Raw genomic sequence first — 18,997 nt, 5'->3', positions numbered from 1 at the left:
CTAGCGGGTCGCGGGTCATTCGCTGCCCTGCGGACGGCTCAGGCGCCGACGCGGATGCGGGCAAAGCGCTTCAGGGTGACCCCGGCCTCGTCCAGAATCTTCTGGACGGTCTTCTTGTTGTCCTTGGCGAACGGCTGGTCCAGCAGGACCTGCTCCTTGAAGAAGCCGGTGACGCGACCCTCGACGATCTTCGGCAGGGCAGCCTCGGGCTTGCCCTCCTCGCGAGCGGTCTCCTCGGCGATGCGGCGCTCGTTCTCCACGACGTCGGCCGGGATGGCGTCACGGGAGAGGAACTTCGGCGCGAAGGCGGCGATGTGCTGCGCAACGTCCTTGGCGACCTCGGCGTTGTCCTTGTCCAGCTCGACCAGGACGCCGACCTGCGGGGGCAGGTCCGCAGCGGTGCGGTGCATGTAGGCGTAGACCTTGCCGTCGGCGAAGTGCGCGAAGCGGTCCACGACGATCTTCTCGCCGAGGGTGGCGTTGGCCTCGTCCACGAACGCCTGGACGGTCTTGCCGGCCTCGATCTCGGAGGCCATGAGGGCGTCGACGTCCGCCGGGGCGGTCTTGGCGATGTGGGCGGCCAGGGCGTCGGCCACGGCGACGAACTTCTCGCCCTTGGCGACGAAGTCCGTCTCGCACTTCAGCTCGACGATGACACCGGAGGTGTTGTCGTCGGCGATGAGGTTGGCGACGGCGCCGTTCTCGGTGGTGCGGCTCTCGCGCTTGGCCACACCCTTCAGGCCCTTGACGCGGACGATCTCGATGGCCTTCTCGAGGTTGCCCTCGGCCTCGTCGAGCGCCTTCTTGCAGTCCATCATGCCGGCGCCGGTCTGCTCACGGAGCTTCTTGACGTCAGCGGCGGTGTAGTTCGCCATCCTTGAATCCTTCTTCTGCGCTACGCCTCGCCGTCCCGCGCGGGGCGGCGGTGAGGGCTGGTCCGTCTTGAGGTCACCACAACCGTCGGTTCCCGTCCCGCTGACGGGGTCCGACAGTGGATCCACCAGGCGACGGCGGGGGGCATGCGCACCCCCGCCGTCCGGTAGGGCAGGGCGTCAGGCCTGCTCGGCGTCCGCGGCCGGCTTCTCGGCCTCGGCGGCCGGAGCCTCGGCGGCGGCCGGAGCCTCGTCCGCCTTCTTCTCGCCCTCGAGCAGGTCGCGCTCCCACTCGGCGAGCGGCTCGCCGGCGGCCTTCTCGCCCTTGCCCTCGCCGGCAGCGCCGGAGCGGGCGATGAGGCCCTCGGCAACGGCGTCGGCGATCACGCGGGTGAGCAGGGTGACGGAGCGGATGGCGTCGTCGTTGCCCGGGATCTTGTAGTCGACCTCGTCGGGGTCGCAGTTGGTGTCGAGGATCGCGACGACGGGGATGCGCAGCTTGCGCGCCTCACCGACGGCGATGTGCTCCTTCTTGGTGTCCACGATCCAGACGGCGCTGGGCACCTTCTGCATCTCGCGGATACCGCCGAGGGTCTTCTCGAGCTTGGCCTTCTCGCGGGAGAGGACCAGGAGCTCCTTCTTGGTGAGGCCGGAGGCGGCCACGTCCTCGAAGTCGATGAGCTCGAGCTCCTTCAGGCGCTGCAGGCGCTTGTAGACGGTCGAGAAGTTGGTGAGCATGCCGCCCAGCCAGCGCTGGTTGACGTAGGGCATGCCGACACGGGTCGCCTGCTCGGCGATGGCCTCCTGGGCCTGCTTCTTCGTACCGACGAACATGATGGAGCCGCCGTGCGCGACGGTCTCCTTGACGAACTCGTAGGCGCGGTCGATGTACGACAGCGACTGGAGCAGGTCGATGATGTAGATGCCGTTGCGCTCGGTGAAGATGAAACGCTTCATCTTCGGGTTCCAACGACGGGTCTGGTGACCGAAGTGGACGCCGCTCTCCAGCAGCTCCCGCATCGTGACGACGGCCATGGCCGCGCTCCTTGAGGTACTCGGTTTCCACGGCGGCCGGGCGGCCGCCGCTCCTGACGCCCCGACGCGCCTGCCAGGACACTCCGTAGGGGGCTCTGGACCGAGGGACACGACCACCGGGACCCGGTGGCGGGGCGTGCGAAGTCGACCCGGTGACCCGGATCGCCATGAGAAGTGTACGGGACCGGAGAACCGCCGGGTGACGGCGTTGTCCACAACCCGCCGGTAGTCCACAGATCCCGGTCAAGATCCCCGCGGAGCGGCGGGGCCGCGCCACGGTGGGGGCATGACCGTGCGACGACGGCGGGCCGCGACCCTGCACACGCTCACGCTCCGTGTCCTCCTGCTCCTCCCCCTCCTGCTCTTATTGCTCGGGCTCCCCTGCGGCACGGCCGCTGCGGACTCCGCGGACGCGCGGGCCTGGCCCGTGCCCGGGGCGCACGGCGCGCGGCCGCTGGTCCTGCGGGGCTGGCAACCGCCCCCGGTGCGCTGGGCGGCGGGGCACCGGGGGGTGGACCTCGCCGCGGGCCCGGGCACGCCGGTGCGGGCCGCCGCGGCCGGGACGGTGTCCTTCGCAGGCACGGTGGCCGGGCGGGGCGTGGTGTCGGTGGAGCTGTCGGGGACGGGCAGCCCGCCGCTGCGCACGACGTACGAGCCCGTGCGGGCGACGGTGCGGGAGGGTGCGCGGGTGGCGGCGGGCGAGGTGGTGGGAGTGCTGGAGGCGGGGGCGTTCCACGCCCACTGCGCGGCGGGCGGCGCGGCGGGCTGCCTGCACTGGGGCCTGCTGCGCGGGCCGGACTACCTGGATCCACTGAGCCTGCTGCCCCCGTGGATACTGCGCCGGGCACCATCACGGCTGCTGCCGCTGGTGGGGTAGGGGGTTGTTTTCCCCCACCCTGCCCCTTCCCGAACTGGGGCTGCGCCCCAGACCCCGGACCGCGCTGCGCGCGCCGCGCGGCGGAGCCGCAAATCGAGCGCAGCCTCAAACGCCGGACGGGCTGGATTTTCCAGCCCGTCCGGGGGCACCTCCCAGCGGTAGCTGGGGGAGTTTGAGGACCGGGGGTCCGGGGGCAGAGCCCCCGAGCTTCGCCCCCGCGCGCAGCGCGAGGGGCCCGGGGGTCTGGGGCGCAGCCCCAGTTCGGGAAGGGGCGGGTAGGGGAAAGCCCCGCAGGGTCCCTTACCCCCGTACCCCCCGCAAAGTCATCGCCACCGCCGCCTCCGTGATCCGGTCCGGCTCCTCCGCCGCGCCCAGCTCGATGCGCCGCACCGCCGCATCGACCACGCCCTGCAGCAGCATCGCCGTCAGCCTGGGCTGATCATGGCCGAGGGCCTCCAGCGCCTCGACGACCATGGCGACCAGGCCCCCGTGCGCAGCGCGGATCTTCTCGCGGGCCCCCGCATCCAGCTCTCCGGCGGAGATGGCGACGACGGCACGGTGCCGGCGGTCGCCGACGAGCGCCAGCTGCTGCCGCACATACGCCTCGATCTTGGCCTCGGGGGTGCCGGCGCGCTCCATGGCCGCCTCGACCTCGGCCGCCCAGACGGGGAAGTCGACAGCGCACAGCTCCTCGACCACGGCGGCGCGCGAGCGGAAGTACTCGTAGACCGAGGACCGCGCGAGCCCGGTGCGCTCGGCGAGGGCGGGGAAGGTCAGCGCCTCCGTACCGCCTTCGGACAGCAGGGAGCGGGCGGCGTCCAGCAGGGCGCCGCGCTGCATCGTCCGGTGCTCGGCCACTGAGGCCGCTCGAATCCTGGGCACGGTCCCACTTTACGGACCGGCCCGCCCGCGGACGACGCTGGAGGGACGATTCAGCGTCCGACGTCCGCCAGCTTGGCCCTGAGCTGGAGGACGGACTTGGTGTGGATCTGGCTGACCCTGCTCTCGGTCACCCCGAGGACGTGCCCGATCTCGGCGAGCGTGAGGCCCTCGTAGTAGTAGAGGGTGACGACGGTCTTCTCGCGGTCGGGGAGCGTGTTGATGGCGCGGGCGAGCAGCCTGCGCAGCTCGTGGTCCTCGGCCACCTCGACGGGGTCGTCGGCGGCGGTGTCCTCGAGGGTGTCCATCAGGCTCAGCCGGTCGCCGCCCTCCCCGCCCGCGTGCAGCAGCTCCTCCAGCGCCACGACGTTGGCCAGCGACAACTGACTGAAGACGGCGTGGAGTTCGTCGATCGGGATGCCCATCTCGGCGGCCACCTCGGCCTCGGAGGGGGTGCGGCGGAGCGCGGCCTCCAGGGTGGCGTACGCGCGCTCGACGGCCCGGGCCTTCTGGCGGACCGAGCGGGGGATCCAGTCGAGCGCCCGCAGCTCGTCGATCATGGCGCCGCGGATGCGGGTGATGGCGTAGGTCTCGAACTTGATGGACCGCGCGGGGTCGAACTTCTCGATGGCGTCGATGAGTCCGAAGATCCCGGAGGAGACGAAGTCGGCCTGTTCGACGTTGGACGGCAGCCCGACGCTGACGCGGCCCGCCACGTACTTCACCAGGGGCGAGTAGTGAAGGATCAATTGCTCCCGCAACCGGTCGTCACCCGACGCCTTGTACGACCGCCACAGCTCGTCGAGCGTCGAGGGCGCGGGAGGTCGCTCGGCGCCGCGTGCCGCGGGCGGCGCCGGCGCGCGGTCGGACCCGGAGGTGTGCTGGGGCATTCGTCGTCTTGAGCCGTTCTGCCGTGTGCGTGGATCGGTTGGTACGAATGGATGGAATCCCGTGAGCGTAGCGTGACTGGAGCGCTGCGGTGAGCGAGGAAACCCCTTCGATATACCCGGAGACTTCGATGTACGCGATGTACGACTGCGATGTGCGCGGAGCCGTCGGAGCCGTACGCGGAGACGCTCCGCGGGCCGCGCCCTGCCGCGGCGGCCGCCGCGGCGCCCGTCGGCCGCGCGGGGTCCGCCGTATCGGCCACCGCGGTCACCGCCTTAACCCTTTCACCCGATCACCCCGAATCAAGCACCGCCTCGCCGCACACCGCTGCGTCGTCCGGGGGGCTTGGGGGTGCCGGGTGTTGACGCGCTGTCAGCCAGCTGCCAGAGGTCGCCCCGCCGTTCGACGAACCCCAGGGCCTGGAGTTCGTACAGTTTGGCGAGGGCCCGGGGCCCGGCCATGCCCGCTTCGCGGGCGATGAGCCCGGCGTCCGCGCCGCCCCGGCCGGGCACGGCCTCCAGCGCCGCGGCGGCCGCGGGGTCCAGCAGGTCCCGGGCCAGGACGGGGCCCCGCCGCTCGGGGGCGAGGTCGCCGATGGCGCCGACCAGCTCGGCGATCTCGTCGGCGTCGGTCACCAGGCACGCCCCCGTGCGCAGGAGTTCGTGCACCCCCGCGGAGAGCCCGGAGGTGACCGGCCCCGGCACCCCCATGGTGTGACGGCCCAGCTCGCCCGCCCGGCGCGCCGTCACGAGCGAGCCGCTGCGGTACTCGGCCTCGACGACCACCGTCCCCCGCGTCAGCGCGGCGATGACGCGGTTGCGCAGCACGAAGCGGCTCCGGGTGGGGTGCCCGCCGGGTGGCAACTCGGCCAGGACCAGGCCCTGTTCCGTGATCCGCTCGATCAGCCCGCCGTGCCCGCGCGGATAGGGCACGTCGATCCCCGAGGCCAAGACGGCCACCGTCGCCCCGCCCGCGGCCAGCGCTCCCCGGTGCGCCGCCCCGTCCACCCCGTAGGCAGCCCCGGAGACCACCACCCAGCCGCGCTCGGCCAGCCCGGCACCGAGCCCGGCGGCCACGTGCGCCCCGTACTCGGTGCAGGCGCGGGCACCCACCACGGCCACGGAGCGCAGCGCCCACAGCCGCACGTCCGGGCTGCCGCGCACCCAGAGCCCGACGGGCCTTGCGTCGCCCAGGTCGTCGAGCTGGCCCGGCCATTCGAGGTCTCCGGGGCAGACGAAGCGCCCGCCGAGCCGGCCGACGGCAGCGAGGTCGCCCTCCGGGTCGAGGCCGATCGCCCGGGCGCGGCAGCCGGCGAGGCGGTCGGCCCGTGCTCCGGCCGGCGGCGGCCCCGCGCCGGTCAGCCCGCGCACCAGCCCGACCGGGCCCAGCTGCCGCAGCCACCGGCCCACGGTCTCGTCGCCCGGCTCGGTCAGCCGCGTCAGCGCCGCCCGGGCGAGCCGCTCCTCCTCGCTCACTCCCCCGGCCACGGCCCGCCCCCGCCCGCCGGGACGGCCACGGGCACCGGCGGCCCCGGCAGCGGGGCGCCCCTGGCGATGCCGGTGCGCAGTTCCAGGGCCAGGGTCACGTCGGCCGCGTCGGGGCGGTCCCGGCCGGCGAGGTCCGCAAGGGTCCAGGCGACCCGCAGGACCCGGTCCAGCCCACGGGCCGTCAGCAGGCCGCGCTCCAGGTCGCGCTCGGCGGCGGCGAGCGCTCCGGGTACGGGCTGCCAGCGGGTGCGCAGCTCGTGGCCCGGCACCTCGCTGTTGGCGGTCCAGGGCGTGCCCGTCAGCCTGGCGGCGGTCCGCTCCCTGGCCCGGGCCACCCGCTCGGCGACCACGGCCGTGGGCTCGCCGCGGCCGCCCTGCCCCATCAGGTCGGCGCGCTGGACCGGCTCGACCTCGACCCGCAGGTCGACCCGGTCCAGCAAAGGCCCGGAGAGCCGGGCCTGGTACCTGCGGATCACGGACGCGGGGCATTCGCAGCCCGCCCCGTGGAGGGTGTGCCGACCACAGGGGCAGGGGTTGGCCGCCAGCACCATCAGGAACCTGGCGGGCAACCGCACCACCCCGGCGGTGCGCGCCACCACCACGTGCCCCGATTCCAGCGGCTGACGCAGGGCGTCCAGGGCTTTGGTACTGAATTCGGGGGCTTCATCCAGAAAAAGCACTCCACGATGGGCGAGCGAGACCGCGCCCGGCCTGGGCAGGCCGTTGCCCCCGCCGACCAGCGACTGCATCGTCGCGGAGTGGTGCGGCGCGCAGTAGGGCGCCGTCGCGACCAGCGGCTCGCCCGGTGGCAGCATGCCCGCCACCGAGTGGACGGCGGTCACTTCCAGGGACTCCTGCCGGGTGAGCGGCGGCAGGATCGCGGGCAGGCGCTCCGCAAGCATGGTCTTGCCCGCGCCCGGCGGCCCGGAGAGCAGCAGGTGGTGGCGGCCGGCCGCGGCGACCTCCAGGGCGAGCCGGGCCAGGCGCTGACCCGCCACGTCGGCGAGGTCGGGCCGGTTGCGCTCCCCGTCCCCGGCGGCGAGGCCGCTGCCCACCCCGGCGCCCGGCACCATCAGCCCGGCCAGCATCGCGTCGGGGCTCCCCTCCGGCGCCGGCTCCTCCTCCGGGACCGGGGCGTCGGTGAGCACCGCGATCAGCTGGCGCAGGCTGCGCACCCCGAGCACCGAGACACCCGGCACCAGGGCGGCCTCCGCCGCCGTCCGCTCCGGTACCACGACCTGCCGGTATCCGGCCTCGGCCGCCGCCAGGACGGCCGGGAGCACGCCGCGCACCGGCCGGACCCTGCCGTCCAGACCCAGCTCGCCGATCATCACCAGGTCGGCGATGGCCGCGGGGTCGATGCACTCCGCCGCTCCGAGCACGGCGACGGCCACGGCGAGGTCGAACCCGCTGCCGCCCTTGGGGACGGAGGCCGGGCTCAGCCCCACGGTCAGCTTCTTCTGCGGCCACTCGGCCCCCGAGTTCACCACGGCCGCGCGCACCCGGTCGCGGCTCTCGGTGAGGCTCTTGTCCGGCAGCCCGACCAGGGTGAAGGCCGCGACGCCCGGCTCCAGGTCGGCCTGGACCTCGACCACCACCCCCTCGACCCCGACCAGGGCGACCGAGCACGTACGGGCGAAGCCCATCAGGCCACCCCCTTGGCGTGCTCCACGACGGGCGCGCCCCGGCCGGGCAGCACCACGCCCACCAGGTCGATCCGCACCCCGCCCGGCGGCGCCGCCCCGCCGTGCCGCGCCAGCCAGTGCCCGGCGAGCGTGCGCAGCCGCTCGGCCTTGGCCGGCGTGACGGCCGCCATCGGATGTTCGTACGACCCTGTGCGCCGGGTCTTGACCTCACAGATCACCAGGACGTCACCGTCCGCGGCCACGATGTCGACCTCGCCGGCCCGGCACCGCCAGTTGCGGGCCAGCACGGTCATCCCGGCCTCGGTCAGCCGGCGCGCCGCCAGCTCCTCCCCGTACCTGCCGAGCCCCCCTCGGGCGTTCATCGGCACCACCTCCGGTGCCGACTATGGGCCCGTCCGCCCAAGCCGTTGGATCTTGGTGGACAACCGGCCGGTTGTGGAAAACCCCGTCACCCGAACGTGAGGGTCAGGTGGGTCAGGTCCCCGGCAGGTCGAGGTCGGTCTTGTTCAGCTCCTCGATGTTCACGTCCTTGAACGTGAGCACCCGGACCTGCTTCACGAAGCGCGCCGGGCGGTACATGTCCCACACCCAGGCGTCGGCCATGGAGACCTCGAAGAAGACCTCGCCCTGCACGGAGTGGACCTGCATCTCGTAGTCGTTCGTGAGGTAGAAGCGCCGCTCGGTCTCGATCACGTATTTGAACAGCCCGACGACGTCGCGGTACTCCCGGTAGAGCTTCAGCTCCATCTCGGTCTCGTACTTTTCGAGGTCCTCGGCGCTCATGGCATGTTCCCCTTCAGCCGTGCGTCCCCCCATTGTGCGTCAGGCGCGCTCGGTCTCCAGGAGCACCGGCGTACTCGGGGGCCCCTCGTCGAGCAGTGTGCGCAGCAGCTCGGCGAGCCTGGTCGGGTACACCGTCTCACGGGTCGCGAGCAGTTCCTCGCAGGTCCACCAGCGCAGGGCCGTCAGGCTGCGGCGCTCCAGCTCGGTCCGGCCGCCGGTGAAGGCCGGGGCCTGCTCGGTACGGGCCAGGAAATAGCGTTCGTCCTGGTCCCAGCGCTGCCCGGCGAAGGGGAAGGAACAGGTCCGCTGCCACAGCACCGGGCCCAGTTCGGCCCGTGTGATTCCCGTCTCCTCGGCCAGCTCCCGGCGCGCCGCGGCCTCCCAGCCCTCGTCGCCCTCCAGCCCGCCGCCCGGGGTGAACCACCAGGTGGTCGCCGGGTCGTCGGGCTCGTAGCCCTTCAGCAGCAGGATCCGGTCGGCGGGGTCGAGGAGGACCACCCGCGCGGCCCGGCGCAGCCCTCCGCCGCCCGCCTCCGGACCGCCCTCAGTCACCGGACCGCCCTCAGTCATGGGGCACCGCCACCTTCCCGCGGCGCGTCAGCCTGCTCGCGACGGGCCCGTACGCCGCACCTCCCAGGATGAGCACGGCGCCCGCGATCACGCACGTCACCGTCAGCGGCAGCGGTCCCGGCGCGGAGGTGCCGCCGGGCAGGTCGTCGAAGGAGGCGGGCCGGCTGAGCATCCCCCAGCCGGACGCGGGCCAGGCTATGGCCTCCACCCGGGCCCTGACCGCCTCGCGCGGCACCGAGCCCTGGGCGCCGTCGGTCAGGTGGGTGCGGGAGTCCACCGAGTCGTCGCGGTGGTCGCCGAGGAGGAAGAGCTGGCCGTCCGGCACGGTGGCGGAGAAGCCGGTGGGCGAGGCCGGTGCCCCGCGCGCCAGGTAGGGCTCCTCGACCGGCCGGCCGTTGATCGTCAGCCGGCCGTCCTTGTCGCAGCACTCGACCTTGTCGCCGCCGACGCCGACGACCCGCTTGACCATCGGGACGTCGCCCCAGACCTTGTCGTGGAAGACCACCACGTCGCCCCGGTGCACCCGGTCGCCGTCGATGCGCTGGGCGAGGACATGGTCGCCGCGCACGATGGTCGGCGCCATCGAGTCGGTGGGCACGGTGTACGGCTTGTACAGCACGGCGGCCCAGGCGAAGCCACCGAGGAAGAGCAGAAAGCCGACGGCCACGGCCAGCCCGGACAGCAGTCTGCCCGTGCGGCCGTGGCCGTCGTCCTGTGCGTCCCGGGTTCTCTCCTCGGGTACCGCTGTGCTCATTCCGCCCCCGCCGCGCGTCAGGATCCGCGTGGCGGCGCCACGCAGAAGATCGGATTCCGCGTGCCCGGGGGCACGTGGCATCGCACACTACCCGGCGGTACGGGCTGAGTCAGCCCTTCGTGGCGGCCGGCGTCGGACCCGCCTGCGTCGCGTCCTTGCGCAGGATCCGGCGGCGGCGCCACAGCACCAGCGGCACGGCGCCCGCAAGCCCGAGCGCGGGGGGCGCGGCGGCGGCAGCGGCGCCCAGGCCGGGCTGGTCGAAGGTGTCCGGGACGGGCAGCGTGGACCAGCGGTTCAGCGGCCAGGCGACGACGATGGCGCGCCCGACGACCTCGTCCTCCGAGACCGTGCCCTGGTACTTGTCCAGGTCCTGGTGGTAGCGGGAGTCGAGGGAGTCCTGGCGGTGGTCGCCCATCACCCAGATCCGGCCCTTGGGCACCTTGATGGGGCCGAAGGGCTTGTCGCCGCAGGGCGTGTTGCCGGGGAAGATGTACGGCTCGTTCAGCGCCTTGCCGTTGACCAGCACCGGGTCGTTGTTGCCCTTGCACTCGACCGTGTCGCCGCCGACCGCGATGACGCGCTTGATCAGGTCCTTCTCCTCGGCTGAGGGCATCAGGCCGATGAAGCTGAGCACCTTCTGGATGCCGCCGGCCACCGGCCCGTTGTCGGCCGCCGGGCTCTCGCCGAGCCAGCCGCCCGGATCGTGGAAGACCACCACCTCGCCGCGCTGGGGCTTGGAGCCGAACCAGGGCGTCAGCTTGTCCACCAGCACCCGGTCGCCGCGCTGGAGGGTGTTCTGCATCGACTCGGAAGGGATGGAGAACGCCTGCACCAGGAAGGTCTTGATGAGCAGCGCGAGCAGGAGGGCGATGCCGATGAGGATCGGCAGCTCCTTCCAGAAGGACCGCTGCTTCTTCGGCTCGTCGCCGCGGGCCCGGTCGGCACCGCCCGGCGGCACCGGGGCGCCGTCGTCCGCCGGAGAGGCCGGCCCGGGCGTCGTGTGGGACCCGGCCCCCTCCGGCGCTTCACCCCCGGGCGTCTCCCGGGGCGGCTCCTCCGCCGGTCCGGGACGCTTCTCGGGCTCTCCGTGACCGGAACGGGCGCCGACCGCCAAATCCCCCACATCCACTCCTTATTCCAGGCTGCCGCCTGTCGTGCATACGACGCAGGCCCACCACTCCCATAACGAGCGGGAGTTCCGCAGGGGTCGGGAGCCGGATCATTCCTTCCTGATCCATGGGGGACACACTATGCGCCGGAGCGTCAGCACGCGTGCCTGTGCCCGGCGCGTCTCGCACCGAAGCGAAGGTGTCCGGTTCGCCGAGTCCGCGCCAGTGGCCGAACGGCCAGGCGATCGCCACCGCACGCCCCACCACCAGGCCTTCCGCGACGGTGCCGTGTCCGGGCTCGTCCAAGTGGTAGCGGGAATCGGCGGAATCGGAACGGTGGTCGCCCATCACGAAGATCCGGCCCGCGGGGACCTTCACCTCGAACTTCAGCAATGAGGGCGGATTTCCGGGATGAAGATAGGGCTCGTCGAGCGGCGTTCCGTTGACCGTGATTTTGCCGTTGTCATCGCAGCACTTGACCGTATCGCCGCCGACGCCGATCACGCGCTTGATCAAATCCCGTTCGTCGGCGGACGGCAAAAGCCCTATGAATGTCAGCCCTTGTTTGAGCTGCCGGATCCCCACCGGGTCCCCGCCCCCGGACGACTGGTCGCCGTCGAGCCAGCCCCCCGGGTCCTTGAAGACCACCACGTCCCCGCGCTCGGGCCTGGCGCCGAACCAGGGCGTCAGCTTGTCCACCAGCACCCGGTCGCCGATGCGGATGGTCTGCTCCATCGAACCTGACGGAATGACAAACGCCTGCACCAGGAACGTCTTCAGCACCAGGGCGATCAGCAGTGCCACGCCTATGAGGATCGGCACCTCCTTGGCGGCGGACCGCTGGCGCCTCCGCCGCTTCACCCGCCGCGCGGCCTTCCGCCGCGCCGCCCGGCCCCCGGTGCCGCGGCCCGTCTCCCGTCCGCCCCCGGGCCCGTTCCGGTCCGGCGTGGCCCGGACCGGGGTGCGCGCGTGGCTACCCATGCGGGCCCCCTCCGTGGCCGGTTCCGTGGCCCGGATCCGGTACGTCCGCGAACGCATCGGTCCGTGCCAGCGAGGTCATCCGGCCCAGCGGCCAGCCGATCCAGTCGGCCCGCCCGACGACCCGGTCCACCGGGACCATGCCGCCGCCGGGCTCGCCCAAGTGGTCGCGGGAATCGCGGGAGTCGCTCCGGTGGTCGCCCATGACCCATAGCCTGCCCTCCGGGACCACGATGTCGAACGGCACCCGTGAAGGAGCGTCCCCCGGGAAGAGATAGGGCTCCAGCACCGGGCGGCCGTTGACCTCCAGCAGCCCGCGCTCGTCGCAGCATCTGACCCGGTCGCCGCCGACGCCCACGACCCGCTTGATGTAGTCGGTCTGCGCGGTCCGCATCAGGCCGACCGCCGAGGCGCCCTTGCGCACCAGCGCGGTCACCGGGTTCTCGGCCGGGACGTCGTGGACGAAGGAGTCCGTGCCGTCGAAGACGATCACATCGCCGCGGCGGGGCTGCTCGCCGAAGCGGTAGGCGAGCTTGTTGACCAGCACCCGGTCGCCGACCCGGAGCGTGCCGCGCATCGAGCCGCTGGGGATCAGGAAGGGCTGTACGACATAGCTGCTGACCAGGAGCAGGACGACCACGCAGGTGAGCAGCAGCAGTCCCGCCCTGCGCAGCGGCCCGCCCCCGGTGACCCACATGCGCGCGGCGGTCCATGCCGCGCGCGCACGGCCCGGGTCCCGGGCGGGAAAACGCGAGGAGCGCGACCCCTGCTCCTCCCCCTGTCCGGGTTCTGGAGAGCGGTCGCGCTCCGAAAGCTGTGCGTCGGTGTCCATCGAGCCGAGAGCCTATCCGGCCGGGCCGGGACGCCGGCGGGAAGCTTACTTGTCGCGCTTCTCCTTGATCTTCGCGGCCTTGCCGCGCAGCTCACGGAGGTAGTACAGCTTGGCGCGGCGGACGTCACCGCGGGTGACCAGCTCGACCTTCTCGAAGATCGGGCTGTGCACCGGGAAGGTGCGCTCGACGCCGACGGAGAAGGAGACCTTGCGAACCGTGAAGGTCTCGCTGACGCCCGCGCCCTGGCGGCGGATGACGACACCCTTGAACTGCTGGATGCGGGAGCGGTTGCCCTCGATGACGCGAACGTGGACGTTCACGGTGTCACCCGGGCGGAAGGCCGGGACGTCGGTGCGCAGCGAAGCGGCGTTGACGCCGTCGAGCAGGGAAGACATATTCGTCTGCTTCCTCGCCGATGCCACAGGTCATCGGCGGAATCCGTACGGAAAGTGGGATGGCTGCCGGAAACGCCGGGCGAACGTCGTTCCCCCTGTGGCAGGGGCGCACGCCGGGCGTAAGGCAACGGCTTATTCTTCCACGTCCTGGGCCACTCGCCCAAATCGGCCGTCCTCGCCCGGGCCCCAGCCCAGGATCGAGAGCATCTCGCGGTCCTTCTTGTCGAACGCGGCCGGGTCGGCCCGCTCGATCAGGTCCGGCCGGTTGGCGGTGGTGCGCCGGAACGCCTCGTCGCGGCGCCACCGGGCGATCTTCCCGTGGTGGCCGCTGACCAGCACCTCCGGGATGCCCCGGCCGCGCCACTCCGGCGGCTTGGTGTAGACGGGCCCCTCGAGCAGGTCGGCCATGGCGCCGGGCGCGAAGGAGTCGTCGCGGTGCGACTCGGCGTTGCCGAGCACGCCGGGCAGCAGCCGGGCGACGGCCTCGACCATGACCAGGACGGGCGCCTCGCCGCCGGCGAGCACGTAGTCGCCGATGGAGACCTCGCGCACGTCGAGGCGGTCGCCGTACTCCTCGATGACGCGCCGGTCGATGCCCTCGTAGCGGGCGGGGGTGAAGACCAGCCACGGCTTCTCGGACAGCTCGACGGCCAGCTGCTGGGTGAAGGGCCTGCCGCTCGGGGTGGGCACCACGATCGTGGGCGCGCCCTCGCCCGACTCGATGATCGAGTCCAGCGCCTCGCCCCAGGGCTCGGGCTTCATGACCATGCCGGGGCCGCCGCCGTACGGGGTGTCGTCGACGGTGTTGTGCTTGTCGTGCGCCCAGTCGCGCAGGTCGTGGATGCGCACGTCCAGCTGCCCGCGGGCCCGGGCCTTGCCGACGAGGGAGACGTTCAGCGGCTCCAGGTACTCGGGGAAGATCGTGACGACGTCGAGGCGCATCAGGCTTCGCCCTCCGCGCTCTCGTCGCGGCTGCTCGCGACCTCGGCCTCGGCGCCGTCCAGCAGCCCGCGCGGCGGGTCGATCACGGCCCGCTGCCCGTCCAGGTCGATCTCCGTGACGATCTCGGAGACGAAGGGGATCATGACCTCGGTGCCGTCGGGCCGCTCGACGATGAACAGGTCCTGGGAGGGCAGGTGGGAGATCTCGGCGATCCGGCCGACGGCGGTGCCGTCGACGGTGACGACGTCGAGGTCCATCAGCTGGTGGTCGTAGTACTCCTCGGGGTCCTCGGGAGTCTCGTCCGGATCCACCTCGGCGATCAGCAGGGTGTTGCGCAGCGCCTCGGCGGCGGTGCGGTCGGCGACGCCGGTGAAGCGCAGCAGCAGCCGCCCGCTGTGCACCCGGCCGGACTCGATGGTCAGCGGCCCCGTACCGGCGGGGTCCGTGGCCAGCACGGCACCCGGTCCGAGCCTCAGCTCCGGCTCGTCCGTCCGTACCTCGACGGTGACCTCGCCCTTGATGCCGTGGGCGCGGCCGATCCTCCCGACTACCAGCTGCACGCTACCTATCCTTCACAACACGCTTCTTCAATGAACATAGTCGTACGAACGCGACAACGGGCCGGGAAGGGGAACCCTTCCCGGCCCGTGCCGGTGCTCAATCGCTGCTCAGCGGACCTGGTCCACGTCGACGAGGTCGACGCGGATGCCACGGCCGCCGAGGGCGCCCACGACGGTACGCAGGGCGCGGGCGGTGCGGCCGTTGCGGCCGATCACCTTGCCGAGGTCGTCGGGGTGGACCCGGACCTCCAGCACGCGCCCCCGGCGCAGGTTGCGCGAGGCGACCTGCACGTCGTCGGGGTTGTCGACGATGCCCTTCACGAGGTGCTCAAGGGCCTCCTCGAGCATCCTCAGGCCTCGGTCGACTCGACGGACTCGGCAGCCTCGGCCTCGTCCTTCTTCTCCGACTTCTTCGCCTTCGGGGTGATGGCCTCACCCTTCGCCTCGCCGGCGGCGTTCACGGCGGCCTCGAAGAGACCGCTGTGGTCGGCCTTGGGCGCGGCGACCAGCATCGGGGCCGGGGCCGGCAGACCCTTGAACTTCTGCCAGTCGCCGGTGACCTTCAGGATGGCCAGCACGGGCTCGGTCGGCTGGGCGCCGACGCTCAGCCAGTACTGGGCGCGCTCGCTGTTGACCTCGATGCGCGAGGGGTTCTGCACCGGGTGGTACAGACCGATCTCCTCGATGGCCCGGCCGTCACGGCGGGTGCGGGAGTCGGCGACGACGATGCGGTAGTGAGGCGAACGGATCTTGCCCAGACGCTTCAGCTTGATCTTGACTGCCACGGGAGTGGTGTCTCCTGGTCTTGACGTGGTTGGGCACAACGAGATGCCACGTGGGGTTGCGGTACTCGGGTGCCCGATGGACGCGTCAGTCGGAGGAGAGAGGGTTCCTGTGCGACTGTCGAGTACAGCCACTCATTGTGCCATACGGTTCCAGGTCAGCCGACCGAGACGGTCTCGGGGATCCGGAAGGGCTGGCCGCAGCCGCCGCACATGATGGGCGCCTGGGCGAGCACCGACGGCACGACCCGGACGTTGCGCCCGCAGTCGCAGACCGCCTTCACCCGCACGCCGCCACCGGAGGAGCCGTGCCGGGCCGCCGGGCCCCGGAACGACCGCGAGGTGTCGGCCGCGGTGGCGACGGTGTGCGCCTTGAGTGCCCGCTGGAGTCTGTCGATGGTCGGGCGGTAGCGCTTGCGCGCCTCCGGGTTGAGCACGACCAGCGAGAAGCCACTGCTGGGATGCGGCTCATCGCTGTGGTCGAGCCCCAGCTCCTCGGCGATCGCCAGGAACCGCCGGTTGTGGTAGCGGCCGGCGCGCGAGGTGTCCCGGACACCGCGGGCGGCCGCGATGCCGTGCACTGCCTCGTGCAGCAGCCTTTCGAAGGAGAGCTCGGCGCCACAGGCGGACGACGACTCCCCGATCAACGATTCGGGCGCGGCTAGATCCGGCAGCTCGGGGTGGAACCGCTGAATGTCGGCCCACGCCTGTGCCAGCTCTGCGGCGAGAACAGGTGGTGTCGTGCTCACGTCGTGACAACGAGCCGGGACGGCTCGGTGTTCCGATACCGGGCCATCCCAAATATTTTGCACGTACCAGTCAGTTTCCCGACTGATGCGTCCTGACGAGGGCGGGTGCGCAGAACTGCGGAGAAGGCGGATGAGTCGCGCAGCTGTTCGCAAGGTGGGACGTACTGACTCATGAGTAAGTCTCCCGTCGCAGCGCAAACCCCCGGGCACGCGCCGTGCGGCGCACGCCCGGGGGCATGGGAATCAGTAGGCGCGCGCGACGATCGCGACCGCGCCCGGGGCGTCGTCGGACTCCGGCACCGAGCCGTCCTCGCCCACCAGGCAGCGCACGGTCACGGCCTGCTCGGCCAGCTCGGCCTCGCCCTCCGCGCCCAGCGTCGCCCACGGAATGCGCGCCCAGCCGCCGGCGACGGCGGCCTCGGCGGCCTCCCCGATGGTCTTGACGTCCGTCGTGCGGGACTCGCGGCGCTCCCGCGACTGGCGCAGCAGCAGCTCCTGGTCCTCCTCCAGGACCTTCGGCAGCAGCGCGGCCAGCTCCTCGATGCGCACCGGCTCCTTGCCGCCCGGAATGCGGCGGGCCAGCATCGCGGTGCCGTTCTCCAGGTCGCGCGGGCCGATCTCGATGCGGACCGGGACGCCCTTCAGCTCCCAGTCCACGGCGCGGCGGCCGAAGGGGGTGTCGGTGCGGTCGTCGACCTGCACCCGGATCCCGGCAGCCTTCAGCTGGTCGCCGATCTCCCGGACCTTGGCGAGCACGGCGTCGTCGCCCTTGATCGCCAGCACCACGGCCTGCACGGGGGCGAGGCGCGGCGGCACGCGGAGGCCGCTGTCGTCGCCGTGGGACATGATCAGACCGCCGACCATGCGGGTCGACACACCCCAGGAGGTCTGCCAGACCAGCTCCTGGTGCCCGTCCTTCGACAGGTACGAGGTGTTGAACGCCTTGGCGAAGTTCTGGCCCAGCTCGTGGCTGGTGCCCAGCTGGAGCGCCTTGCCGTCGCCCATCATGCCCTCGAGGGTGAGGGTGTTGATCGCGCCCGCGAAGCGCTCCTTGGGCGTCTTGCGGCCGAGGACGACGTCGATGCCGAGGACGTTGACCATGAAGTCGTAGTACACGTCCCGGTGGATGCGGGCCGCGTAGTCGCGCGCGTCCTCGTACGTGGCGTGGGCCGTGTGGCCCTCCTGCCAGAGGAACTCGCTCGTCCGCAGGAAGACGCGCGGGCGCATCTCCCAACGCACCACGTTCGCCCACTGGTTGATCAGCAGGGGCAGGTCGCGGTAGCTCTGCACCCACTTCGAGAAGTACTCGTTGATGATCGTCTCGGACGTCGGCCGGACGACGACCGGCTCCTCCAGCTCCTTGCCGCCGCCGTGCGTGACGACCGCCAGCTCCGGGGCGAAGCCCTCGACGTGCTCCGCCTCCTTCGTCAGGTAGGACTGCGGGATGAAGAGCGGGAAGTACGCGTTGGAGGCGCCCGCGTCCTTGATGCGGGCGTCCATCTCCTGCTGCATGCGCTCCCAGAGCCCATAGCCGTACGGGCGGATGACCATGGTGCCGCGCACCGGGCCGTTGTCGGCCAGCTCGGCCTTGTTGATCAAGTCCTGGTACCAGCGCGGGAAGTCTTCCGCCTGGGGGGTGAGAATGGGAGCCTTTGCCATGCTGCGAATGGTACGGGGCGCGTACGGCCGAGTGTGAATCCGTCGGTCCGCAACCCCGCCTTCCCGGCCTTTCCGCGCGACGGACACGAGCCGCGGCCGGCACCCGGCACATGCCCCCGTGAAGCCCGCGCGAACTTCTCGCGTCACCCCCTGGACTGGGGGACGGAAGCGGAGTTCTCTGGCATCGGGGGGTGCTTTCCGCAGCGCGCACGACGGCACCACGGCACCGGAACGCACGACAGCACGGCACATGGGGGCGGCAGCTACTGGACCAGGACTCGTCTTCGGCGGATTGGGGCGCATTCGATGACACCAACGCTCGTACGGCGGCACCGGCCGTCCTCGACCTCGCCCGAATCCCGGGCCCGCGACTGGGCGGAAATCCAGGAACGGATGCTGGTGCCGCTCTACGAAGCGGTGTACGAGCGCCTGGACGTCGGCCCCGGGACCCGGTTGCTCAGCCTCGGCTGCGGATCCGGGCTCGCCCTCCTGATGGCCGCGGCCCGCGGCGCCCGGGTGCGCGGCGTCGACCGGGACGGCCGCCGGCTGGAACTGGCCCGCGAGCGGCTCCTGCCCGAGGGCTCCCCCGGCAACGGCACCCGCCTCGGCCTCGGCGGCCCCGAGACCGTCCTCGGCCCCGGCGACCCGCCCTTCAACCTCGTCACCGCCTTCGACCCGCTCTTCTGCGCGGGCGGTGACCCCCGCGGCCTGGCGGAGACCCTCTCCCGCGCCGCCCGGCACGCCGAGCACGGCGCCCCCGTCGTCCTCGCGGGCTGGGGGCCCCAGGAGCGCTGTGCGGCCTCCGCCGCCCTGCGGGTGGCGGCCCGCCTCGCCGACCCGATGTGTGCCCCGGCCCGCTGGCGCCCCAGCGGGCGGGACGACCTGGAGAACCTGGCCCGCGACGCGGGCCTCGCGCCCGACGGCTCCGGCCGCGTCTCCTGCCCGTACGGCTACGCCGACATGAGCAGCGCGGTGCGCGGCCTGCTGGCCACGGGGGCCTTCGACGCGGCCGCCCGCGCGACCGACGAGGAACAGGTCACCAAGGAACTCGCCGAGGCCCTCCACCCCTATCTGCGGCGCGACGGCACGGTGTGGATGCCGAACGTCTTCCGCTATCTGATAGCCCGGGCCTGAACGGGCCCGCGGGCGGACGCGAAACAGCCCCCCGACTTCCGTCGAGGGGCTGCTTCCGCCGCCTT

At 72.3% G+C, this 18,997-nt stretch carries 22 protein-coding genes; 2 read left to right on the top strand and 20 right to left on the bottom strand.

Annotated elements, in window-relative coordinates; translation table 11 throughout:
* Positions 1 to 38: 38 nt before the first annotated feature.
* Positions 39 to 875, bottom strand: a complete 837-nt coding sequence (tsf, locus tag AC1Z4A_RS24050) for a translation elongation factor Ts (protein ID WP_483681921.1) — start codon at positions 873 to 875, stop codon at positions 39 to 41.
* 177 nt (positions 876 to 1,052) lie between these two features.
* Positions 1,053 to 1,907, bottom strand: a complete 855-nt coding sequence (rpsB, locus tag AC1Z4A_RS24045) for a 30S ribosomal protein S2 (protein ID WP_483681920.1) — start codon at positions 1,905 to 1,907, stop codon at positions 1,053 to 1,055.
* A 286-nt stretch (positions 1,908 to 2,193) separates the two neighbouring features.
* Here rpsB and AC1Z4A_RS24040 point away from each other — a divergent pair, with 286 nt between their 5' ends.
* Positions 2,194 to 2,784 carry a murein hydrolase activator EnvC family protein gene (locus AC1Z4A_RS24040; protein WP_483681919.1) on the top strand — a complete coding sequence of 197 codons (591 nt, stop codon included), beginning with the start codon at positions 2,194 to 2,196 and terminating at the stop codon, positions 2,782 to 2,784.
* Between the two features lie 300 nt (positions 2,785 to 3,084).
* On the opposite strand, the gene AC1Z4A_RS24035 is transcribed toward AC1Z4A_RS24040, so the two are convergent.
* The 18 genes from AC1Z4A_RS24035 to proS form a co-directional block, all read right to left on the bottom strand.
* The gene (locus AC1Z4A_RS24035; protein ID WP_483683704.1) at positions 3,085 to 3,642 is read right to left on the bottom strand and encodes a TetR/AcrR family transcriptional regulator; all 558 of its coding nucleotides are present in this window, start codon (positions 3,640 to 3,642) and stop codon (positions 3,085 to 3,087) included.
* 74 nt (positions 3,643 to 3,716) lie between these two features.
* Entirely contained in the window at positions 3,717 to 4,553 is an 837-nt protein-coding gene (gene whiG, locus AC1Z4A_RS24030) for an RNA polymerase sigma factor WhiG (RefSeq protein WP_483681918.1), read from the bottom strand.
* 300 nt (positions 4,554 to 4,853) lie between these two features.
* Positions 4,854 to 6,038 carry a DNA-processing protein DprA gene (dprA, locus tag AC1Z4A_RS24025; RefSeq protein ID WP_483681917.1) on the bottom strand — a complete coding sequence of 395 codons (1,185 nt, stop codon included), beginning with the start codon at positions 6,036 to 6,038 and terminating at the stop codon, positions 4,854 to 4,856.
* Positions 6,023 to 7,684 carry a YifB family Mg chelatase-like AAA ATPase gene (locus AC1Z4A_RS24020; RefSeq protein WP_483681916.1) on the bottom strand — a complete coding sequence of 554 codons (1,662 nt, stop codon included), beginning with the start codon at positions 7,682 to 7,684 and terminating at the stop codon, positions 6,023 to 6,025. Before AC1Z4A_RS24020 ends, dprA begins: the two co-directional genes overlap by 16 nt.
* On the bottom strand, positions 7,684 to 8,046 hold the full coding sequence (locus AC1Z4A_RS24015) for a YraN family protein (RefSeq protein ID WP_483681915.1): 363 nt from the start codon (positions 8,044 to 8,046) through the stop codon (positions 7,684 to 7,686). The genes AC1Z4A_RS24020 and AC1Z4A_RS24015 overlap by 1 nt, the downstream gene beginning before the upstream one ends.
* A 112-nt stretch (positions 8,047 to 8,158) precedes the next feature.
* Entirely contained in the window at positions 8,159 to 8,467 is a 309-nt protein-coding gene (locus AC1Z4A_RS24010; RefSeq protein ID WP_126916304.1) for a DUF2469 domain-containing protein, read from the bottom strand.
* 39 nt (positions 8,468 to 8,506) lie between these two features.
* Entirely contained in the window at positions 8,507 to 9,037 is a 531-nt protein-coding gene (locus AC1Z4A_RS24005; protein ID WP_483681914.1) for an NUDIX hydrolase, read from the bottom strand.
* Positions 9,030 to 9,791 (bottom strand): signal peptidase I, encoded by a 762-nt coding sequence (gene lepB / locus AC1Z4A_RS24000; protein WP_483681913.1) that lies wholly within the window; start codon positions 9,789 to 9,791, stop codon positions 9,030 to 9,032. The genes AC1Z4A_RS24005 and lepB (AC1Z4A_RS24000) overlap by 8 nt, the downstream gene beginning before the upstream one ends.
* Positions 9,792 to 9,900: 109 nt before the next feature.
* On the bottom strand, positions 9,901 to 10,914 hold the full coding sequence (gene lepB, locus AC1Z4A_RS23995; RefSeq protein WP_483681912.1) for a signal peptidase I: 1,014 nt from the start codon (positions 10,912 to 10,914) through the stop codon (positions 9,901 to 9,903).
* Positions 10,817 to 11,704, bottom strand: a complete 888-nt coding sequence (lepB, locus tag AC1Z4A_RS23990) for a signal peptidase I (RefSeq protein ID WP_483681911.1) — start codon at positions 11,702 to 11,704, stop codon at positions 10,817 to 10,819. Before lepB (AC1Z4A_RS23990) ends, lepB (AC1Z4A_RS23995) begins: the two co-directional genes overlap by 98 nt.
* A gap of 169 nt (positions 11,705 to 11,873) precedes the next feature.
* Positions 11,874 to 12,710, bottom strand: a complete 837-nt coding sequence (lepB, locus tag AC1Z4A_RS23985; protein WP_483681910.1) for a signal peptidase I — start codon at positions 12,708 to 12,710, stop codon at positions 11,874 to 11,876.
* A gap of 45 nt (positions 12,711 to 12,755) precedes the next feature.
* Positions 12,756 to 13,106: a 50S ribosomal protein L19 gene (gene rplS, locus AC1Z4A_RS23980; RefSeq protein ID WP_483681909.1), complete on the bottom strand. Its 351-nt coding sequence runs from the start codon at positions 13,104 to 13,106 to the stop codon at positions 12,756 to 12,758.
* 132 nt (positions 13,107 to 13,238) lie between these two features.
* Entirely contained in the window at positions 13,239 to 14,048 is an 810-nt protein-coding gene (gene trmD, locus AC1Z4A_RS23975; RefSeq protein WP_483681908.1) for a tRNA (guanosine(37)-N1)-methyltransferase TrmD, read from the bottom strand.
* Positions 14,048 to 14,608 carry a ribosome maturation factor RimM gene (rimM, locus tag AC1Z4A_RS23970; RefSeq protein ID WP_483681907.1) on the bottom strand — a complete coding sequence of 187 codons (561 nt, stop codon included), beginning with the start codon at positions 14,606 to 14,608 and terminating at the stop codon, positions 14,048 to 14,050. Before rimM ends, trmD begins: the two co-directional genes overlap by 1 nt.
* A 108-nt stretch (positions 14,609 to 14,716) precedes the next feature.
* The gene (locus tag AC1Z4A_RS23965) at positions 14,717 to 14,956 is read right to left on the bottom strand and encodes an RNA-binding protein (RefSeq protein WP_030267150.1); all 240 of its coding nucleotides are present in this window, start codon (positions 14,954 to 14,956) and stop codon (positions 14,717 to 14,719) included.
* A gap of 2 nt (positions 14,957 to 14,958) precedes the next feature.
* Positions 14,959 to 15,393: a 30S ribosomal protein S16 gene (rpsP, locus tag AC1Z4A_RS23960; RefSeq protein ID WP_483681906.1), complete on the bottom strand. Its 435-nt coding sequence runs from the start codon at positions 15,391 to 15,393 to the stop codon at positions 14,959 to 14,961.
* Positions 15,394 to 15,548: 155 nt separating this feature from the next.
* Entirely contained in the window at positions 15,549 to 16,139 is a 591-nt protein-coding gene (locus tag AC1Z4A_RS23955; RefSeq protein WP_483681905.1) for a hypothetical protein, read from the bottom strand.
* A gap of 243 nt (positions 16,140 to 16,382) precedes the next feature.
* Positions 16,383 to 17,798 (bottom strand): proline--tRNA ligase, encoded by a 1,416-nt coding sequence (gene proS / locus AC1Z4A_RS23950; RefSeq protein WP_483681904.1) that lies wholly within the window; start codon positions 17,796 to 17,798, stop codon positions 16,383 to 16,385.
* A 306-nt stretch (positions 17,799 to 18,104) separates the two neighbouring features.
* Between proS and AC1Z4A_RS23945 the strand changes: the two genes are divergently transcribed.
* Positions 18,105 to 18,932, top strand: coding sequence for a class I SAM-dependent methyltransferase (locus tag AC1Z4A_RS23945; protein WP_483681903.1), 828 nt, complete (start codon positions 18,105 to 18,107; stop codon positions 18,930 to 18,932).
* Positions 18,933 to 18,997: the final 65 nt, after the last annotated feature.

It is taken from the genome of Streptomyces sp. 17_S59, from assembly GCF_056930295.1.
This window is presented reverse-complemented; position numbering and strand designations above follow the sequence as displayed.